The following is a 19,442-nucleotide window of genomic DNA, read 5'->3' as shown; positions in this document are numbered from 1 at the left end:
GCCCTTTCTTTATTGCTGAGTATAGTATATAACAAAAACACCATATAAAAAAGCCTAATTGTAAAAACAATTAGGCTTTTTTTAAGAACTTTTTTCTTGTACATCATTAATGAGCACTTCTCTCGGTTTACTACCTTCATACGGACCTACTACACCATTCATTTCCATTGCATCAATTAGGCGAGCAGCTCGCGTATAACCTACTCTAAACCTACGTTGTAACATAGAAACAGATGCTGTTTGCATTTCCACTACAAGTTGAACCGCTTCATCATATAATTCATCTTCTACTTCCTGCTTCGTATCAGGAACATCTTGCGGAATCATATCTTCTTGATATTGTGCTTTTTGCTGTCCAATAACATATTCTACAACTCTCTCAACTTCATCATCTGATAAAAATGCGCCTTGTACACGTACAGGTTTCGATGCACCAATTGGTATAAACAGCATGTCTCCACGACCTAGTAGCTTCTCTGCACCACCACCGTCAAGAATTGTACGAGAATCTGTTTGAGAAGATACAGCGAATGCAATACGTGATGGAATATTTGCTTTAATAACACCCGTAATAACGTCAACTGACGGACGTTGCGTTGCAATAATTAAATGAATACCAGCAGCACGAGCCATTTGCGCTAGACGCATAATCGCATCCTCTACATCAGACGAAGCAACCATCATTAAATCTGCTAACTCGTCCACAATTACTACAATATAAGGTAATTCGGGTTGTTTCGCTTCTGATTGACTATTATGCTCTTTTATATAATCGTTGTATCCTTCAATGTTACGTGTACCACTATGAGCAAACAATTCATAACGACGTTCCATCTCACTCACAACTTTTTTCAATGCTTGCGATGCTTTTTTCGGATCAGTTACAACTGGCGTTAATAAATGAGGCACACCGTTATATACATTTAATTCTACCATTTTCGGGTCAATCATCATTAATTTTACTTCATGCGGTTTTGCACGCATTAAAATACTAACAATAATACCGTTAATACATACACTTTTCCCGCTACCTGTCGCACCAGCTACGAGTAAATGAGGCATTTTATTTAGACGGGCTAATACAGCTTCACCTGTAATATCTCGGCCAAGACCAATTAACAACTTCTCTTCCGGATGATTATTAGCCTTAGAATCAAGAACTTCCCTCAGCGTTACCATCGAAACTTCTGAGTTCGGAACTTCGATCCCTACAGCTGATTTCCCGGGAATTGGCGCTTCAATACGAATGTCCTTTGCAGCTAAAGCAAGGGCTAAATCATCACTTAAACTGACAATTTTGCTTACCTTTACCCCCATATCAGGATACACTTCATATTTTGTAACTGCCGGACCTCTATGTACTTTTGTTACTTTCGCTTTCACTCCGAAACTTTGGAATGTACGCTCTAATTTACGAGCATTCTCATAAATTTCCGCATTTTCATTTGTAACTTGCTTATTCTTTGGGAATTTTAATATATCAAGTGAAGGAAGCTTGTAATCTTTATTTTCTACATTTGAAAATTGCATAGGAGGTGCTTGTGCTTCACTCTCTAACGATTCAACAATTTTTTCTCCACGCTTTTTCTTTGGTTCTTCAATTGGCGGAGTCTCTTCAATAAACGGTGAAGTGATCAAATCTTCTTGCTCTACTTCGATTCGTTTATCCTCTTCTTCATTTACAGGATAATTCTCAGTGAAATTCGAAATAATCGGAGGATCAATTGAGATTTCTTCCATCGGCTCAATAATTTCTTCTTGTTCTGCAGCACGTTTGCTTCTTGTGCTTCTTGTGCTTCTTGTGCTTCTTGTTGTTTTTTTCTTTTCTGTTTGTTCAGCCGTTCTTTTAGCTCTCCAATCTTTATAATCCCCTTGCATCACTTGAAACTGACTTCTAAGAATTCTACCAACTGGAGCTAACACTTCTCCAATATGCTTATTTGTTATACAAAGTATACCGAGAATAACTAGAATAATACCAATGATATAAGCTCCTACTTCGTCAAATAAGAAGTAACATGTTGCGAACATAAGCGCACCAAACATACCACCACCTAAATGAACACTATCTGGCCCCTTTTTCATTTCAAGAAAGAAGTTATCTTTCGTACTCACAATAACAGAAGTATTTTGCACTGCTCCATCTTTTGTAAGAAGGTTAAATAATGTAATATGACTAAACATTAATATCGCCAATACAATTAAATAAAATCCAATTAATCGTTTATTTAAAAGGTTCGGCCATCCGCGTTTTATAACAAAGGAAACCGATAAAGCTATTACACCTAACACACCAATTATGTACCACTCACCAAAGAAGAAGCGAAAAAATAACACAAACGATTTCCCTACAACGCCTAGCTGTAAAATCGTAATGATTGAAAGTGCAAAAAGAGTTAAACCGACAATTTCATAATACAAAGTTGGCTTTATCGTACGTCTTGCCTTTGACTTCGTCCCTCTTTGCTTTTGTTTTGCCATTTCTTCACCTCGTGTTCTACATATAAGTAAAGCTCCCCTCAAAATGCTCTATTTATATGTCTGTTTTCTCTATTTTTCAGGTCTTTATATCTTCTATTTTTACACTTCTTGTAAAATGCTAAATAAACAGAAGAAAGCAGCCTACTCATGGCTGCTCAACCGTCTTGTTTTTTATATTATACCATAGCTTCTAAACAAAATCCTTCTTTTTGCTAAAAGGTTATTTTCTGACCGGGCTCAAACTCTAAATAATGAAGTGGGTCCGTACTTAGCACACGTACAATAGAATAAAATCCATGTTCCTCTTCAGAAACCATTAATTCCACACCATTTATATTTACGACTTTTTGACTTTCACATTGTGAATAATCGGCCGGATACACAAGTTGCTCTGGCATAATTGTATATAAAATCATTGTAGCATTGTCCCTTCTGTACTATCTTCCGCGCGAACATCTATTAATTCGTTTAATTTTCGAATCGCATTTCCAATACCGCCTACATCATCTATAAGACCGTACTTTACTGCATCCCCACCAATTACATTCGTCCCAATATCTCGCGTTAAATTTCCTTTCGCAAACATAAGCTCTTTAAAACGATCTTCTGTTACTTTCGAGTGCTTCGTCACAAAACGAATGACTCTTTCTTGCATCTTATCCAAATACTCAAATGTTTGTGGCACACCTATGACAAGACCTGTTAAACGAATTGGATGAATTGTCATCGTCGCAGTTTCCGCAATAAACGAATAGTCAGTAGAAACAGCAATCGGTACACCGATGGAATGTCCCCCACCTAAAACTAGAGACACTGTTGGTTTTGAAAGTGAAGCTACCATTTCAGAAATTGCTAGCCCAGCTTCAACGTCACCTCCAACCGTATTTAATATTAAAAGCAAACCTTCAATTTTCGGATTTTGTTCAATCGCAACAATTTGCGGAATGATATGCTCGTATTTTGTTGTTTTATTTTGCGGTGGTAATTGAACATGACCTTCCACTTGTCCGATAATCGTTAAACAATGAATACGTGATTCATTCATCTGTGGTACATTTGTCTGTCCAAGCTGTTGAATTTTTTCGACTATTGAAGCCTCTTTTCCAGCTTCTTTTGGCTCAGCTTCTTTTTCTTCATTTGTATATCGATCACGTTCTGTCATTTCGCATCCCCTTTCACTCGTATATAACTATTATTTCTTAAGTTATAAATTTCATTCGATAGGGTTAAAAAGAAAAAAGATCACCCATAAGGGTGATCTTTTTTATACTTCCATAATAATCGGTAAAATCATAGGTTTTCTCTTTGTCTCTTCGTACAAGAACTGTCCTAATAATTCACGAATATTTTGTTTTAACATTGACCATTCAATTGAATATTCTTTAATTGACTGCTCAACAATCATACGTACAATCTCTGTAGATCGTTCAATTAACGCTTCTGATTCACGAACATATACGAAACCACGTGAAATGATTTCTGGACCAGAGATAATTTTCTTTTCATCTTTACCAAGCGTTACAACAACTACTAGTATTCCATCTTGAGATAACATCTTTCTATCTCGAAGAACGATATTACCAACGTCACCTACACCTAATCCATCAATTAAAACATTACCAGCTTGTACTTTACCGACTAAGTTCGCTTCATCGTCACCAAAAGCAATTACATCGCCTTTTTCTACGATAAAGATATTTTCTCTTGTAATACCTACATCTTCAGCTAAGTATGCATGTGCTTTTTGCATACGGAACTCACCGTGTACGGGTACAAAGTACTTTGGTTTCATTAAATTTAACATTAATTTTAATTCTTCTTGGCTACCGTGACCTGAAACGTGAACTTTTCTTTCACCGTAATAAACAACTTCAGCTCCCGCTCTAAATAACAAGTCGATAATTTTTGATACAGATATTTCATTACCCGGAATTGGAGAAGCCGCAATAATAACCGTGTCACCTTTACGAATTGAAATTTGTTTATGAGCTTGCTTTGCCATTCTAGATAGAGCAGCCATCGGTTCACCTTGACTACCTGTCGTTAAAATAGCTACCTTTTTCTCTGGGAAATTGTCTACTTCTTGTAGTGAAATAACCATACCTTCTGGAACATCTAAATAACCAAGACGTCTTGCGATATCTACCACTTTCACCATACTACGTCCTACAACCGCCACTTTTCGCCCTGTTTCAGCAGCTGCATCAAATACTTGTTGAATACGATGTACATTCGATGCAAATGAAGCAACAATAATACGACCTTCTGCGCCGTAGAACACTTTAGAGATTTCTACACCAACTTCTTTTTCTGAACCTGTATAACCTGGGCGCTCTGCGTTTGTACTATCAGATAATAAGCAAAGTACGCCTTCATTTCCGATTTGCGCCATTTTCCCAAGGTCTGCTCCACTATTTCCAATTGGAGTTTGATCGAATTTAAAGTCTCCCGTATATACAATCGCACCTTTTGATGTATGGAAACAAACACCAACAGAATCTGGAATACTATGTGTCGTTCCAAAGAATGACACCGTTGTAGTATTAAACTCTACTGTTGAATTTGAATCGATTGTTTTTAAGTCTACACGGCCTAACATACCCGCTTCGCCAAGTTTTTCTTGTATAAGTCCTACTGTTAATTTCGTTGCATATACTGGAATAGATAATTTACGAAGTACGTAAACAATACCACCAATATGATCTTCATGACCGTGAGTAATAAATAAACCTTTTACTCGCTCTTGGTTTTCCACTAAATATGTAATATCAGGAATAACGATATCAATTCCAAACATTTCATCTCCTGGGAACATTAACCCTGCATCTACAATAAAGATTTCAGAATCAATTTCAACACAGTACATGTTTTTCCCGATTTCACCTACTCCACCAAGAGCAAATACTTTAACAGACTCATTCTCTTTTCTCTTCATGTTGTTGCCTGGTTTAAAAATCTTTCAAACACTGATTTCACTAAAATTGCAGAGACACCAGGGGAAACTCTACAACCACCATATATTCACCGTCCAAGACGAATGTCCTTACCGTTATGCGATATCATGTCCTTGTTTATTTTTTAAACCAGGTTTCACCTCTCTTTCATTATATAAATCAAATATCTTATTCGATATGATATGAAAATGTAATCAAATTATAATTTTTACCAATTTTGCTAAGCATACCCGTACTAAGCTACTTAGCCATATTATACCTGATACAAGAAATAGAACACAAGTTAAATCGTGCGAAAGAAAGAGGAAAAGAACGGAATGACAATAAAAGTATCGAACGTATTTCCTTTATATTTACTCCGATTTTATACTCCATATTATTTTGAAGAACTAGCCATACATACGCCAAATTCATTTCATAATAGGAAGTTTCAAGATTTATTTTTCTAGAATCCAACAAAAACACTTACAAAATGGATTTTTTTTATGAATTACGTCACATTTTAGGGGATTTCTCTAAAAACAGACACCGTGGTTTATTACGTTTATTCCATAATATCTATCATTTTTTGACTCAGTTAAAGGGGTATGATTATTTTCTTATACACATAATGAAGAAGCGATTAATGTTCTTATAAAAACACATATAGGTGAGAAAAAGAGGAAAAGATTTGCATATAATAAAAAATGACCTAGTTCTACACTAGGTCATTTTTTATTAACGAGGGATAGATTGCATAACAGATTGTAACGTTACTCTTTCCTCTTCTGTTAATGGAAGAAGTGGTAAACGTACAGAACCTACATCTAATCCAACCATTTGTAACGCTGTTTTTACTGGAGTTGGACTTGGCGCCATAAATAATGAATCAGTTACTCTTACAAGTAATTGATGTAATTTTTGTGCTTTCTTAAACTCTCCTGCTTGAAATGCTGTAATCATCTCTTGCATTTCGTTTCCGATAACATGAGATGCTACCGAAACGATACCTTTCGCTCCAACTGCCATAGCTGGTAACGTTAAACCGTCATCACCGCTGTATACCGCAAAGTCGTCCGCTGTTTTTTCAATGATTTCTGTCATTGTTAACACATCGCCGCCGGCATCTTTAATAGCAACAATGTTTTCTATTTCTGATAAACGAACAACTGTATCAACGGAGATTTGTACAATAGATCGTCCCGGAACGTTATATAGCATAACCGGAAGCGGCGTGCTTTCAGCAATTGCTTTAAAATGCTGATACATCCCTTCTTGGCTCGGTTTGTTATAATACGGTGCTACTAGCATTACTGCATCCACACCAACTTCTGTTGCCTTTTTAGTTAAGTCAATAGAAGCATGCGTATTATTGCTACCTGTTCCAGCGATTACGGGCACTCTTTTATCGACAACAGATACGACATGGCGATATAACGCTACTTTCTCTTCTGAAGTTAATGTAGGAGATTCTCCTGTCGTTCCTCCTACCACGATTGCTGTTGTACCGTTATCAATTAAATAATTTACCAATTTCGTTGTCTTTGCAAAATCGATATTCCCGTTTATATCAAACGGTGTTACCATCGCGGTTGCAATTGTCCCAAAATCTATCATGGTCTCACTCCTTATTGTTCCAGTTGCTTTTCTTTTGAAAGCTCAAACGCACTATGTAATGCATTTACAGCCTCCACTAAATCAGTTTCTTTTACAAGAACCCAAATTGTTGTATGACTATCTGCCGATTGTAGGATTTGAATACCTTTTTCCGCTAGAGCTGTAACGATTTTCGCAGTAACCCCTGGGTATCCTGCCATTCCAGCTCCAACGATAGATACTTTCGCACAATGTTCTGTCACAATTGGCTCATATCCAAGGTTCTTTAATAATTTAACTGCATGACTTGATACATTATCACTCACCGTATATGCTACGCCAGTAGGTGAAATATTAATTAAATCGACGCTTATTCCTTCGTTCGCCATCTCTTTAAACACATGTTGTTGCAAATCATATGCCGTTTCTTTTGCAAGCACCTTAATTTGCGTTACGTTTGATACGTGGGCAATACCTGTAACAGGACGTTCTTCTACATCACGACCTCTCGTAGCACCATCATATGCTGAAATAAGTGTACCTTCACTATCAGAATACGTAGAACGTACACGAAGTGGCACTTTTGCATGCATCGCAATTTCAACTGCACGTGGATGAACGACTTTCGCACCTTGATAAGCCATGTTACAAATCTCGTTGTACGTTACAGTTTGAAGATGACGTGCATCTTTTACAATACGAGGATCCGCAGTCATAACACCTTCTACATCAGTGAATATATCGATGTATTCAGCATGAAGTGCAACACCTAATGCTGAAGCTGAAGTATCACTACCTCCGCGCCCAAGTGTTGTCGTATCACCTTTTTTCGTTTGCCCTTGGAATCCTGTAACGACGATTACATCTACATTTTCCAACTCTTCATGTATACGATCGCAATTCATTTCAATAATCTTTGCATTCGTAAAATCATCATTCGTTACAAAACCAGCTTGTGCACCATTTAATGCTGCTGCTTTTATACCGTTCTCATTCAACATATTAGAGAAAACAATTGCAGAGATTAACTCTCCGCACGATAATAATAAATCTTGCTCACGTTTAGAAATAGTAGATTCCTCTTGATTTACAAGACTTAATAACGTATCCGTTGCATATGGTTCACCTTTACGGCCCATAGCAGATACGACAGTAACTACTTTATAACCAGCAGCTAATGATTTTTTTATATGATGAAGCGCATGCTTACGTCCATTGTCATCACGTACTGATGTGCCACCAAATTTTTGAACAATTATTTTCATATTTTGCACCTTCTCTTAGCCGTTTACACTAATTGTAATTTTACTAAGCGCTCTGCAATTTGAACAGAATTCCATGCAGCGCCTTTTAATAAGTTATCAGATACGACCCAAAGATGGAATCCTTTATCGTTATTTAAATCTTTACGGATTCTTCCAACGAATACTTCGTTTTTACCTACTGCAGTAGCTGGCATTGGATATAACTGCTCTTCTGGATTATCTTGCAGAACAATACCTTCCGCATTTGCAAGTAAGCTCTTTAATTCTGCTACTGTTACGCCTTCTTTTTCTACTTCGATGTAAACAGACTCAGAGTGTCCTGATACAACTGGTAAACGTACACATGTTGCCGCTACTTCTAATTCAGGCATATGCATAATTTTTTTCGTTTCGTTAATCATTTTCATTTCTTCAAATGTAAATCCATTATCTTGGAATTTATCAATTTGTGGAATCGCATTAAAAGCAATTGGGAAATGCTTCTTATCACCTGATACAGGAAGAACATTTGCCTTAACTTCTTCGCCATTTAAGATTGCTTGTGATTGTTCATGCAGTTCTTCAATAGCTGCCGCACCAGCACCTGATACAGCTTGATATGTGGAAACGATTACTCGTTTTAAACCATATTGCTGACGAACTGGCTCAAGAGCTACTACCATTTGAATTGTAGAACAGTTTGGATTTGCAATAATACCATTATGTTCTTTTAAGTCATTTTCATTTACTTCAGGTACAACAAGTGGCACGTTTTCTGTCATACGGAATGCACTTGTATTATCAACAACAATCGCACCGCGTTTTGCTGCTTCTGGGGCTAATTGTTTCGATACAGATCCACCAGCACTAAATAGTGCGATATCTACTCCTTCAAAGCTTTCAGGAGTTGCCTCTTGAACCGTAAATTCTTCGCCTTTAAATACAAGTTTCTTACCTGCAGATCGTTTAGATGAAAGTAACGTTAATTTCCCGATTGGAAATTCTCGTTTCTCTAAAGTATTTAACATTTGTTCACCAACTGCGCCGGTTGCTCCAACTACAGCGACATGAAAAGTTTTTTGCTTTTCCATCACTATGCCCCTTTCTAGATACCAATCCTTCTATAACTTAGAATCAGAAGGAGTATACAATACCCCTTCTAATCTTAATAACGTTAATTTTATCATATTCTACAGTAAGAATGATGGTTTCATCAAAAATTGTCCGTTTTTTTTCGTTTTTTAATTCATATATCTGAATTTTTCTACGACCACAGGTTGCAATTGCTTCCCTTGCAGCGCTTCTAATACTGTATCTTCCAGCAGCTCCATGCGAGCTACCATTGAGTTCGGTTTTTTCTCTGGTGCATCTTGGCCGAATGGGACGAAGTAGATGTTTTTCGTTGCCATTAGGCGCATGAGGTTGACGCCAACAGGGTGATAACAATATAAATATTTCTTTTTTCTACTATTATATATCCATTTCGCAGACTGTAAATTTATTTTCATTTCCATACATGTCTATCATACTCTTCATTAATTCAATAACTCATTCAAAAGGATTGTAAGTAACTTAATAGACAAGTTTTTTGAATGTGGGTTTATGCGAGCTTAAGAAAGTATACATTAGATTTTTTACAATAATTATGTAACTCAACCATTTATTCCTGTTATAATTATATTTTGATTTACATATATAAGGAGGTTTTTATTTGTTTACTGCATTAATGTTTTTGTTTTTATTAGTGTCAATACTATCGGTAATTGCACTAATTATAGGTCTAATCAAACCAGGAAAGGTCGTTCGTTTTGGCAACACAAAAACAAGAGGTCGAGTTATATTAATTTTCTTGCCGGTATTATTCATTTCGTTTATTTTAGCAAGTGTGTTTGCTAGCAAGTCGATAACTCCAGAAGAACGAGTTGCAATTGATAAAAAAAGAGCTGAAGAAAAAGTATTAAAAGAAAACCAAGAAAAAGAAAAAATTGAAAAGGAAAAGAAAGCTAAAGAACAAGAGAAAAAAGCACAGGAAAAAGAAGAACAAGAAAAAGCTAAACAAGCTAACGAAGAGAAAAAAGCTGCCGAAGAAAAACGCAAACAGGAAGAAGCACAACAGAAAGCTGAAAAAGAAGCTAAAGAAAAAGCCGAAGCTGAAGAAAAAGAGAAACAACAAAAAGAAAAGAAAGAATCTACACCAGATAAGGAAAAACAATTACCGGCTACACAATCAAATAAAATTTCTGTTAAAGCTGGTCTAGGTGATACAGAAGAAAACTTTGTAAAAGAATACGGTTCAAATAAAGGATCTGCTTCAATCGCTAGATTTGCAAACGATTATATTATAGCAATGTTTTTAGAAGGCAGAGCAAATAATATCACCCTTCAATTTTCCCAATCAGGAAAACAAAGTCGTTCATTATCCGATGTCATGACAGAAGTAAAAAATATACTTCCAGTCGATGCTATAGAGAAAGATCGTTATACAGATGCTCAAGATCCGGAAAGAGAAATCATTACATTCACTAGTGAAATATTGAAAAATAGCGTTCCTGAAACAGCATTCTTAGGTGATGAGTCTGGGACATGTATGGCTATAATTCGAAAAGGATTAAATGAAGAATATATTTCTGCGGTTATCGCTTTAGGTAATAGTAATCCATAAAATGAAGACTATACATGAAGGTGTTGAATTGACATTATCAAAAGTAGACACCTTATATGAGTTGGTTCAAGTAACAAAGAGCCCTAACTAGAGAAACAACTAATATCACCAGGAGGATACATTAAAATGAAAGCAGCAAAATTAGTATTTTTAGCATTTCCACTTATGTTATTGGGGGTAGGTTGTGGGATATCAAAAGACCATCCGAAAGAGTCAGCTTCACAAGAAACTGTATCAAAGACTTCTACAGAGTCATCAAGACATACAACTTTAAATGATAAGTCCTTGACATATACGAATTCCTTATTTGACCTAAGTGATGAATTAAACAAAGCCATGGATGCTGTATATGATGCAGTTGGTGATGATAATTACAAAATTGCACTTAACGATTTAAAGAAAGTAACTCTTAAATTCGAAGAATTAGAGCCTAGTGCTGATTACAAAGACATTCATGAGAAAGTACTTCAATCAATGAAAACGAGAAGAGAAGGTATAGAGTTAATATTATCAAACATAGATGATAAAACAAAAAGTGATTTCTTGAGAGGGTTAAATCTTCTAGGGGAAGCAAGTGATTCTTATATAGATGTAATCCGTGAAATAGCACATAAAAACAAAGGGTAAAGTATTAAATTTTATTGAAGCTGAATTTGAAGTTAAAGAAAAGAAATAATACATATTTAATATATAATTTCTTTTAGGGGGCATCTTCATGAAAGTTGTACGCTCTATATTTAAAGGCTTTCGTTTAATAGGTTTAATTATAAAGCCAGTACTTAAAGCATTATCTAAAAGTAAATTTTAAATCTCATAAATATTAAAATCCCCTTCTGCATATAGGTGCAAAAGGGGATTTTTTCAAATTATTCTATTCGTTCTACAGACAGTACTCATAGATAAATAAGAAACGGTGTATATTTACCCTAACATTTATAAAGATGAAAATCAATATATAATTATCTACATATAGAACCAGATAATAATTTTTGTTTATAAAACTATTCTTTTGTTTTATTTTTTAATGTACTCGTACCACCAGTTTCTTTCATCCATCCAAGCTGTAATCTTATCAAGCTCGCCATTAGGTAGTACTTCAGTTTGTAAGTAAGCTAATCCAGTTAACGGATCAGAGACAACCCTCCCTTTTGTTCCACGCTCATTCATAGCGTTTACGACTTCCTGAACCAATGAAATACCAAAACCACCAGATTTAACATATTGATAGCCGCCATTGGCAATAGCTTGTTCTGGTTGTTTCTCTCCTGTAAACCAAGATAATGATTTACTACCAATTAATTGATTCAAATCACACTTACCGATACCAGGTACATTACCTGTCTCTGTGTATTGCCAAATATCGCATGGATAAGCTGGCTTGTTACCGCCATAACGAGGAATCCAAACAAAGTCAGCTTTTACATTTGCCATACCAAACGGAGCATACATATGATGACCAACGTATAAACCAACTTTCTGAGCACCTAATCGGCGTAGTTCATCAATAAATGCTTTTGTACCCGCCCTCATATCATTCATTGTTTTTACTTCAACATCTGCAACCCAGACTGTCGCGCTCTTGTCTCCACGGTTCCAGAAATCACGAGCTTCTATTCGTGCATCATTTTCAGAAACGAAACGACAGAATGCATAGTTACCAAAAGGAATACCATGTTGCTTCATGGCTTGTACATATCCTTTATACAATGGATCTACATAATTTGAACCATCTTGTACACGAGCGATGATGAAATCAATGTATTGCTTTGCTATAGGCCAGTTAATGTCACCATTCCACTTTGAAATATCAATAATATATCCCACTACTTAGCATCTCCTTTTCTATCTTCTTGTTTTTGTTTGCCACCTAAAATCTCAACTGCATTTGTTAAGGATTGTGGAAGTGGAATACCCATTCGTCCAGCGTTTTCTAAAAGTGAAAGTAATTCGTTTCCCATAAAGAAGAAAATTGTTGCTTCACGAATAGCACTATTACTTCCTAACGCTGCATCTAATTGGGCTGCCGCTCCAACTAAAAGAAAAAGCACCACCTTTTTGGCGATGCCTTTGAAACCAACTTTACTTTTTAATTCTCCGTTATATCCTGCTGCAATCATGCCAGTTAAATAATCAATAACTGCCATCGTCACTAAGATTTTCAATGTTGCATCCCATCCTCCCAAGAAATACCCACAGAAGCCACCGAAAGTGGCAATAAAGGTTTTTAATAATAAATCAATACGATCCATCTTTTCCTCTCCTTTTTAGATAATAAAAACAGACCAGCTTATAGCTGCTCTATTTGCGTTGTATTTTCAATTGTTACTGGTTCTTGTGGAGGATTTTTTCCTGTAAGCTTAAAATAATCTTCTGCACAAAGGCCTTTTTTAACAAATCCCAAATCTAATTCATATAACCTCGAACCTCGTCCACATAGTTCACATCTTGTTGCGATTCTGAAACAGATTGTACCGTCTGACATCTCCCTCCATACTTCAACTTTACTAGTTCCGTCAGGAATGCCAGCATTCTTTAGCATATCGGCAGGTACTTGCACGGAAATCCCTGTATCAGTTCTCGTTGCATCTACCAGCCTCCCCATAAAGGGAAAGCTTTCACCTGCTTGGAGTGGCATCATTTGATTGTCATACTTATTCATCTATATCTCTCCTTTTTATCCAAGGGCATTAAATTTCCAACCATTCGGGCTGTTCACGTAAAAGCCTGGGCCGAGATTACCGTCTGCAAAACGAATATGCCCCCACTGTTGAAATGCATTCCCACCAAGACTTACACCTTGCAATGCTCGGATGTTCGTGAAAAACTTAACCTCTTTGTTCGTGCTTATATCCAACGTGTATCCATCAGGTGCTATACCTATGTTGGTATTCGCATCTCCTATTGCGATCTTATTAAATGGTTGAAGACCGTCTGCTCTTTCTGCTGCTGCTCGATCCCAGTCATACATAGATGCATATTTGCCACTCACTAAAGTAACACCTGACACACAAACTGCTGTTCCTTGTCCAATATTTGCATCCGCAGACTCTACTTTTATAACAACAGCGTGTTCCTGCGGTTTGTAACTAGCTGGGATTGTAAAAGTGAACGACCTACGCTGAATGTCACCATAGTATGTGCTAGGTGCATCAAATGAAAGTTTTGATTCGTACCATATATCGTAATGAACATTATCTCTATACGTTACATAGCAAATGTGCAGCTGTGGTTTAGCAGTTACTCTCTTTCCATTAATCATAGCGCATCGAAAATGTGCTGATAGTGTATAAATATTACCTGGATGTATTCCGTTTTTAACGGTTGTTTCAGGATAGTTATACATATCTACTCGTGCTGCATTCACCATTTGTTCGTAATTAAACAAGGCTGTATTTTTTTCTATAACTACGTTGCCATTCACTTTCCACGGAAGACCATATCCACCATCAAAACCCCAATAATCAGAGTTCCCGATGTCTTTCTTTATAGCACTTGAAAAATCATGGTCGCTAATTAGATTGCGTTTAGATATAACTGTTGTTTTCATTCCTCTTTCGTCTTCGTAGAGGAAATCTAGCATTTTTACAGTTACACCGTTTTTATCAATGGTTATTTTATCACCATTAATTCTAATAAGATTCGTATCAATGCCCTTTGCTGTTAGCCATTTGACCATTGTATCAGCATTAATATCCAACTTTGCAGCATTGATTGTGATTTTCCCAGGAGACATATTGATGGCAGTAACAATACCGTCCTTTAAAATCTGCGCTATAATCCCGTCATCTAACACTTCTAACCTAGATTCCGTTTTCGTTACATAACCTTTATAAGTCTCATTTATAAAGGTTTCTTGTTTTCCAGAAACAAGTGAAATACCTTTTTCAGTAGCACTAATACTTCTTTCTAATTCGGTAACTTTCTGATTGTATTTTTCGGTAGCTACTTTATTAGCGATATCTTCCATCATTTTATCAACATCCGTTTGATCTTTCGGATGTAACCAAAATTCTGTAGCTATAGTGCCACGTTGTAACATAGGTGCAGCACACCATAAACGCCCATTTCTCGTAACGTAATAACGCCATCTCACAAACGCTGCATTGGCAGGTGCTTTATCTGTACATACAGCACGAACCCACGTATTATTTACAACCTTGATATTCGTTCTAGCTGTTTTAACACGAGTTTTTTTGTCAGCTGTCCACCATTCAATTTCAATAAATGCACCACCACTATCAATAGGTGTTTTCCCATCAGTATTGAAATAACCTGATGCAACAAAGTCCTCGTTAACCTGACACTCAATGAATTGACTTGTAAGTCCCCACCAACGATCTTGAGTCTGGCCAGTACCGGTAATTGCAAATGTATTCATACCTTTGTATTTTAAATTCGTATCAACAGATCCAGTTGCTCCATTACCACTATTCCCAAACCAATATTTCTGCCCTAACTTAAAATCCGCATCACGCAATTCGTTGACAGTACCTAAACCGCCTACATAATCCTCAACGTCTTTCTTTTTCATTGTTAATTTCAATGCTTCAGAATGTTGACCTATTGTTGTAGTAGCCTCACTAAGCGTTTTTCCTTGCTCAGTTTGTGTTTCCTGTAATCTCTTAACACTTGCAGTTGTTCCTTCTGCATCCTTTTCTACAGTGTTAACACGTTCATTAAAAGAGGTTTGTGTTTTTTCTACCGTTTTAATACTTTCTTTGATTCCATTCACACTTTGCTCAATCTCAGTTGTTTTTTTCGTGAACGTTTCTTTAGAAGTAACTTCATCATTAGCAGGCTGCCATGTAGTTCTTATGTTCCCCTCTTCCAATTTCGCATGATGTGAGTTTAAATTACCATCAATATTTCTTCCAGAGTAATAAAACCTAATTTGAGTTACATCCTTATCTTTTGTTTTGAATGTAACAGTTAGAGGCTCGTCCTTATAATCTACATTAATCTTTAATTGTGAGTCTGCACGTACAGATTTCCATTCTTGCTCTCCGTCTGTATAAGTTATTGCCGTTTCTACACCGAACCAAGGATTTGTATTAAGTTTAGTCATTTTCCCAGTGAATAAAAAAGAAATAGTAAACGTCTTATTTCTGTAATTAATCTTATTAGAAAGAGTCATTTGTTTACTGTCTGACCATGTTCCAGTCATATTCTGTTTGTTTAACCCTGTTTCTGAATCGCTTGCTAGATTAATTGAACCTACAGAAATGTTACTCATGTCGGTTTGTAATTGTTCAATGGTCCGCTTATTTGAAGTCGCCGTGTTCTTTATTTCATTTGTTGTTTTTGTTAAAACGTTTGTTGTTTGCTTCACATCGGCAATAGTTTGTTTTGTACCTTCAACTGTATCTTCCACTGTATTTAATTTTCCAGTGATTTCACCATCTTTTTTTGTTAATGATTCAATAGATTTAGTAAAACTCTCGTTAGTTTGTTTCATTTCAGAAACAGTTTTATTAATTTCACCTTGAGAGTTTTGTACATTTTTAATAGTTTGCGAAACTTCTTGGAGACTATTTTTAACTTCCTTGAATTGTCCTGAAGTTTCGTTTTGCGCTTCTTCCACTTTCTTATTTAATTCTTCTTTTGTGAGCTGAATATCTTTATTAACTTGTTTCAGTGTTTCTTCCTTTACTGACTCTACATCAGGAATAAGAAGTTCCCAATCCTTACCGTTCCACACTTTTAAAATACCAGGTTTACCATTACTAATATCTCTCCATAATGTTTTACCTACTATAAGATTATTGGTCGGTGGATTTTTAGCTTCAATAATATTTACCGTATTATTTTTCAGGTTTTCCTGGACCTTTTCAGCCAGTTTCTTAGCGAATTCAGATTCTTTTTGAGCATCATTTACTTTTTCAGCAGTCTCTTTAACCAACTTATCTAGCTGATTTAAAGTTTCTTGTTTACTACCTAATGAAGCCAGGACTTTATTATAGAGCTTACGTAATTCTTCATTAGCATCCACAATTTCTCGATAATCTCCGAATACATATTTATCTTGTGAAGGATCAATAAATGATTCATCACCAGCGATTACCCGTGCTTCTAAATAAAGTTTCGGTGTAAATCCTGTATCTTTTATTCGGATTGTATCCCCCTCATTAATCAGCTCATGAGCTAGTCCAAATACACGACCAATACTTTGTGCATTTACTTCATAAGAAACAGATGTATTAACGCGTTTCTTTATCTCTGTTTTCATAAGAGTCATTAAACGTTGTGGTGTTATATCTTGCTCTGTCTCCGGTGTATAGAATCCGAATTTATGTTGTCCTCGTTCATTCCATCGCTGGAATGCATCATTGTCTACAAGATAAGGAATTCCATTATTAATACTAGAGATGGTTATAAAGTCTCCACCTTCTTTTTTTACGAACCCTAATAGGGCTGTACAGATGTTTTGGGAATTCTCAATTCGTTTGATACCCATCAAATCTTTACCAAAAGTTACTTCTTTACCTGTATCACGTCCTCGCTTTTTCACCATATCTACATAACGACCAACAATTTGAGACCCTACAACTTCTGCACGATATTGAATTTCTAAATCGAATAAGGATGCAATGTCTTTTAAAAATTTGAGTGGATCTATGAATTCATCAATCTTCATAGTGTGGAAGCCAGCGTATTCTGTTTTTCCTCTTTTCCATTTCGTACCCACAAGAGCTATATCGATAAACTCATTGACTGTTTTACCTACAATCTTCTGTGGATTGATAATGCCAGCTTTCGCGAGTTGAATCCATTCCCCAGATGCATAAGCAATGACTGATCTATCATCTGAATCTTTTTCAGCTTCAGTAATTACATATGGAACAATGCGACCATCACGAACTTCTTTTAAAACTAAATTTTGCTGCATGAGTGTCACTGCATGATCTGTATTATCAAACACTTTAAACTCTAATGTATCAATGTTATTTTTTATTTCCCAATGTCGTTTATCGTCCCAATAATCTTTTGGTTGTATATTGGAAACAATTTGACTCGTTTTAAAATCAACAACATGTAAGATTCCACTTGGTGTCCTCATCTAAATCGCTCCCTATACATTACTTTGGCTGTTCCAACAGTTGAAGGCATGATTTCTAGTTTATTCGAACCCTTATGAATAACAGGATAGTCACTAAATATATCTTTTAGATTAATAGCACTTTTACCATTTATCGTTACAAGACTTCGCTCAGTATCAATAACTACTTTGTCACCAACATCAAAGATATAAGGAGGATTATTTTGTGTATTCATGTTAACCTTCCAAATTTTCAAATCGTCAATAGACATTTGCGAACAAAACATGTTGTTAGAGAACTGAGAAATGCTGATTTGTACTTGAGTGACTTTATTCATATTCACGTTATTTTCATCAAACCAGACAACGAACCTTTCAGCATCATCGATTTCAGTACCTAATATAAACTTAGAAATATACGCTTCCCATCTATTACCGGTCCTAGCGAGCCATAATCGCCCTCTAAAATTAGTCCAAGTATCTGGATGATCTCCATGTTCATTAATTAAAACTTGCCCACCAGGTTTCTTACTGTTCCCCACACTAGCAAATCCACTGTTTTGCTCCGCTTCCCATTGGACATCACTCATTGATATACGGGCTACATACTCGCTATTTTCATCAAGAAGACCGATTTCCACACGCCCCATTTGATCCCAATGATAACTATTAATGTGTACATAAGCTTGCATGATAAAATCCTGTAATGGTCCTTGTGGAATATTCTTTTTGGCTATGCAACCATGCCATCCTTTTACTGTAGGTTCACCTAGATACTCGGCCATAAAACGGTATCCATCTGATTTAAACTTTCCTCCACCAGTCATGTCCTCAGTTTTAGGTACATCCGTCCATCCTATGGTTGTCTCCATCTCGTCCCATAACACACGTTGCTTTCTTTCAACTGGAACTTGGTCTGCTTTTAATGGATATCCAATGCGAAAATAATTCGTTCCATTCCATACATCAAGAAATGTAGAAGGTTTTGTCACTTCAACCTCTATAATTGGATTGGATTCTACACTTCCTTTGTTTTGAAAATTTGCTATTAACCCACGCCCATCCATTTCAAATTCTAATGTTTTAGTAGGCCCTAACTTATATGGCATTGGACAAACAAAATTCAAAGTACCTTTACCTAAAGTAATAAAATCCTCAGGATCAAAATCTTCATCAATAACCGCCAGGTATGTCCTATCAGGTGTTACATCAAAGACTAATTCAACAGGTTTTTCTGTAATTAACCACTCTGCTATTTCTTCTTTTAATGTTTCTAGGTCAGATCCATCAGGAACAATAATTCCGACCGGAACAGGTAAAACTCGCATTTCAGTTTCTGTCGTTAATAATCTTGCACCTGGATAACCTGGAACACTTAGAAATTTTCGCTTTAATGGCGCCCAAGCTGGTCTTTTCCATCCTTTTTCGATTTGAATAAAACCCTTACGTATATTGTTAAATGTAAAAGAACTCATACCGTCACCCCACTT

Annotated in this window: 14 protein-coding genes and 1 pseudogene; 2 read left to right on the top strand and 13 right to left on the bottom strand. The window is 36.2% G+C overall.

What is annotated here, in order from left to right; translation table 11 throughout:
- Positions 1-81 precede the first annotated feature (81 nt).
- The 8 genes and pseudogenes from ACTFRH_RS17860 to spoVFB form a co-directional block, all read right to left on the bottom strand.
- Complete coding sequence (locus tag ACTFRH_RS17860) at positions 82-2,481, bottom strand: DNA translocase FtsK (RefSeq protein ID WP_440048757.1); 2,400 nt, start codon at positions 2,479-2,481, stop codon at positions 82-84.
- A gap of 212 nt (positions 2,482-2,693) precedes the next feature.
- Positions 2,694-2,897 (bottom strand): YlzJ-like family protein, encoded by a 204-nt coding sequence (locus ACTFRH_RS17855; RefSeq protein WP_000605023.1) that lies wholly within the window; start codon positions 2,895-2,897, stop codon positions 2,694-2,696.
- The gene (tepA, locus tag ACTFRH_RS17850) at positions 2,894-3,643 is read right to left on the bottom strand and encodes a translocation-enhancing protein TepA (RefSeq protein ID WP_000139806.1); all 750 of its coding nucleotides are present in this window, start codon (positions 3,641-3,643) and stop codon (positions 2,894-2,896) included. Before tepA ends, ACTFRH_RS17855 begins: the two co-directional genes overlap by 4 nt.
- 102 nt (positions 3,644-3,745) lie before the next feature.
- Positions 3,746-5,416: a ribonuclease J gene (locus ACTFRH_RS17845; RefSeq protein WP_000823089.1), complete on the bottom strand. Its 1,671-nt coding sequence runs from the start codon at positions 5,414-5,416 to the stop codon at positions 3,746-3,748.
- A 736-nt stretch (positions 5,417-6,152) separates the two neighbouring features.
- Complete coding sequence (gene dapA / locus ACTFRH_RS17840; protein ID WP_000564763.1) at positions 6,153-7,031, bottom strand: 4-hydroxy-tetrahydrodipicolinate synthase; 879 nt, start codon at positions 7,029-7,031, stop codon at positions 6,153-6,155.
- Positions 7,032-7,042: 11 nt separating this feature from the next.
- A complete protein-coding gene (dapG, locus tag ACTFRH_RS17835) occupies positions 7,043-8,275 on the bottom strand; it encodes an aspartate kinase (protein WP_000692450.1) in 1,233 nt (410 codons plus the stop codon).
- Between the two features lie 23 nt (positions 8,276-8,298).
- A complete protein-coding gene (gene asd, locus ACTFRH_RS17830; protein WP_000414846.1) occupies positions 8,299-9,345 on the bottom strand; it encodes an aspartate-semialdehyde dehydrogenase in 1,047 nt (348 codons plus the stop codon).
- A gap of 150 nt (positions 9,346-9,495) precedes the next feature.
- Positions 9,496-9,684 (bottom strand): annotated as a pseudogene (gene spoVFB / locus ACTFRH_RS17825) (dipicolinate synthase subunit B); the annotation flags it as partial.
- A gap of 281 nt (positions 9,685-9,965) precedes the next feature.
- Here spoVFB and ACTFRH_RS17820 point away from each other — a divergent pair.
- A complete protein-coding gene (locus ACTFRH_RS17820) occupies positions 9,966-10,916 on the top strand; it encodes a hypothetical protein (RefSeq protein ID WP_000493396.1) in 951 nt (316 codons plus the stop codon).
- A gap of 126 nt (positions 10,917-11,042) precedes the next feature.
- Positions 11,043-11,543: a DUF6376 family protein gene (locus tag ACTFRH_RS17815; RefSeq protein ID WP_000642272.1), complete on the top strand. Its 501-nt coding sequence runs from the start codon at positions 11,043-11,045 to the stop codon at positions 11,541-11,543.
- Between the two features lie 387 nt (positions 11,544-11,930).
- Here ACTFRH_RS17815 and ACTFRH_RS17810 read toward each other — a convergent pair whose 3' ends face one another.
- The 5 genes from ACTFRH_RS17810 to ACTFRH_RS17790 are packed head-to-tail and all read right to left on the bottom strand — an operon-like array spanning position 11,931 to position 19,427.
- Complete coding sequence (locus ACTFRH_RS17810) at positions 11,931-12,740, bottom strand: GH25 family lysozyme (RefSeq protein WP_000540543.1); 810 nt, start codon at positions 12,738-12,740, stop codon at positions 11,931-11,933.
- On the bottom strand, positions 12,740-13,165 hold the full coding sequence (locus ACTFRH_RS17805; RefSeq protein WP_000373862.1) for a phage holin family protein: 426 nt from the start codon (positions 13,163-13,165) through the stop codon (positions 12,740-12,742). Before ACTFRH_RS17805 ends, ACTFRH_RS17810 begins: the two co-directional genes overlap by 1 nt.
- A gap of 38 nt (positions 13,166-13,203) precedes the next feature.
- A complete protein-coding gene (locus ACTFRH_RS17800; RefSeq protein ID WP_001045978.1) occupies positions 13,204-13,575 on the bottom strand; it encodes a hypothetical protein in 372 nt (123 codons plus the stop codon).
- A 15-nt stretch (positions 13,576-13,590) separates the two neighbouring features.
- The gene (locus tag ACTFRH_RS17795; RefSeq protein ID WP_001260191.1) at positions 13,591-17,973 is read right to left on the bottom strand and encodes a phage tail spike protein; all 4,383 of its coding nucleotides are present in this window, start codon (positions 17,971-17,973) and stop codon (positions 13,591-13,593) included.
- Positions 17,970-19,427, bottom strand: a complete 1,458-nt coding sequence (locus tag ACTFRH_RS17790; RefSeq protein ID WP_440048758.1) for a distal tail protein Dit — start codon at positions 19,425-19,427, stop codon at positions 17,970-17,972. Before ACTFRH_RS17790 ends, ACTFRH_RS17795 begins: the two co-directional genes overlap by 4 nt.
- Between the last annotated feature and the right edge of the window lie 15 nt (positions 19,428-19,442).

Source organism: Bacillus cereus group sp. MYBK216-1 (genome assembly GCF_051916495.1).
GTDB lineage: Bacteria > Bacillota > Bacilli > Bacillales > Bacillaceae_G > Bacillus_A > Bacillus_A thuringiensis_K.
Note: the sequence above shows the minus strand (reverse complement) of the source record. Positions and strands in the feature narration are given on the sequence as shown.

Excerpts from the sequence above, each read along its gene's own strand:
- ACTFRH_RS17860 (WP_440048757.1), bottom strand. The coding sequence starts at position 2,481 with ATGGCAAAACAAAAGCAAAGAGGGACGAAGTCAAAGGCAAGACGTACG.
- ACTFRH_RS17855 (WP_000605023.1), bottom strand. The coding sequence starts at position 2,897 with ATGATTTTATATACAATTATGCCAGAGCAACTTGTGTATCCGGCCGAT.
- tepA (WP_000139806.1), bottom strand. The coding sequence starts at position 3,643 with ATGACAGAACGTGATCGATATACAAATGAAGAAAAAGAAGCTGAGCCA.
- ACTFRH_RS17845 (WP_000823089.1), bottom strand. The coding sequence starts at position 5,416 with ATGAAGAGAAAAGAGAATGAGTCTGTTAAAGTATTTGCTCTTGGTGGA.
- dapA (WP_000564763.1), bottom strand. The coding sequence starts at position 7,031 with ATGATAGATTTTGGGACAATTGCAACCGCGATGGTAACACCGTTTGAT.
- dapG (WP_000692450.1), bottom strand. The coding sequence starts at position 8,275 with ATGAAAATAATTGTTCAAAAATTTGGTGGCACATCAGTACGTGATGAC.
- asd (WP_000414846.1), bottom strand. The coding sequence starts at position 9,345 with ATGGAAAAGCAAAAAACTTTTCATGTCGCTGTAGTTGGAGCAACCGGC.
- ACTFRH_RS17815 (WP_000642272.1), top strand. The coding sequence starts at position 11,043 with ATGAAAGCAGCAAAATTAGTATTTTTAGCATTTCCACTTATGTTATTG.
- ACTFRH_RS17805 (WP_000373862.1), bottom strand. The coding sequence starts at position 13,165 with ATGGATCGTATTGATTTATTATTAAAAACCTTTATTGCCACTTTCGGT.
- ACTFRH_RS17800 (WP_001045978.1), bottom strand. The coding sequence starts at position 13,575 with ATGAATAAGTATGACAATCAAATGATGCCACTCCAAGCAGGTGAAAGC.
- ACTFRH_RS17795 (WP_001260191.1), bottom strand. The coding sequence starts at position 17,973 with ATGAGGACACCAAGTGGAATCTTACATGTTGTTGATTTTAAAACGAGT.
- ACTFRH_RS17790 (WP_440048758.1), bottom strand. The coding sequence starts at position 19,427 with ATGAGTTCTTTTACATTTAACAATATACGTAAGGGTTTTATTCAAATC.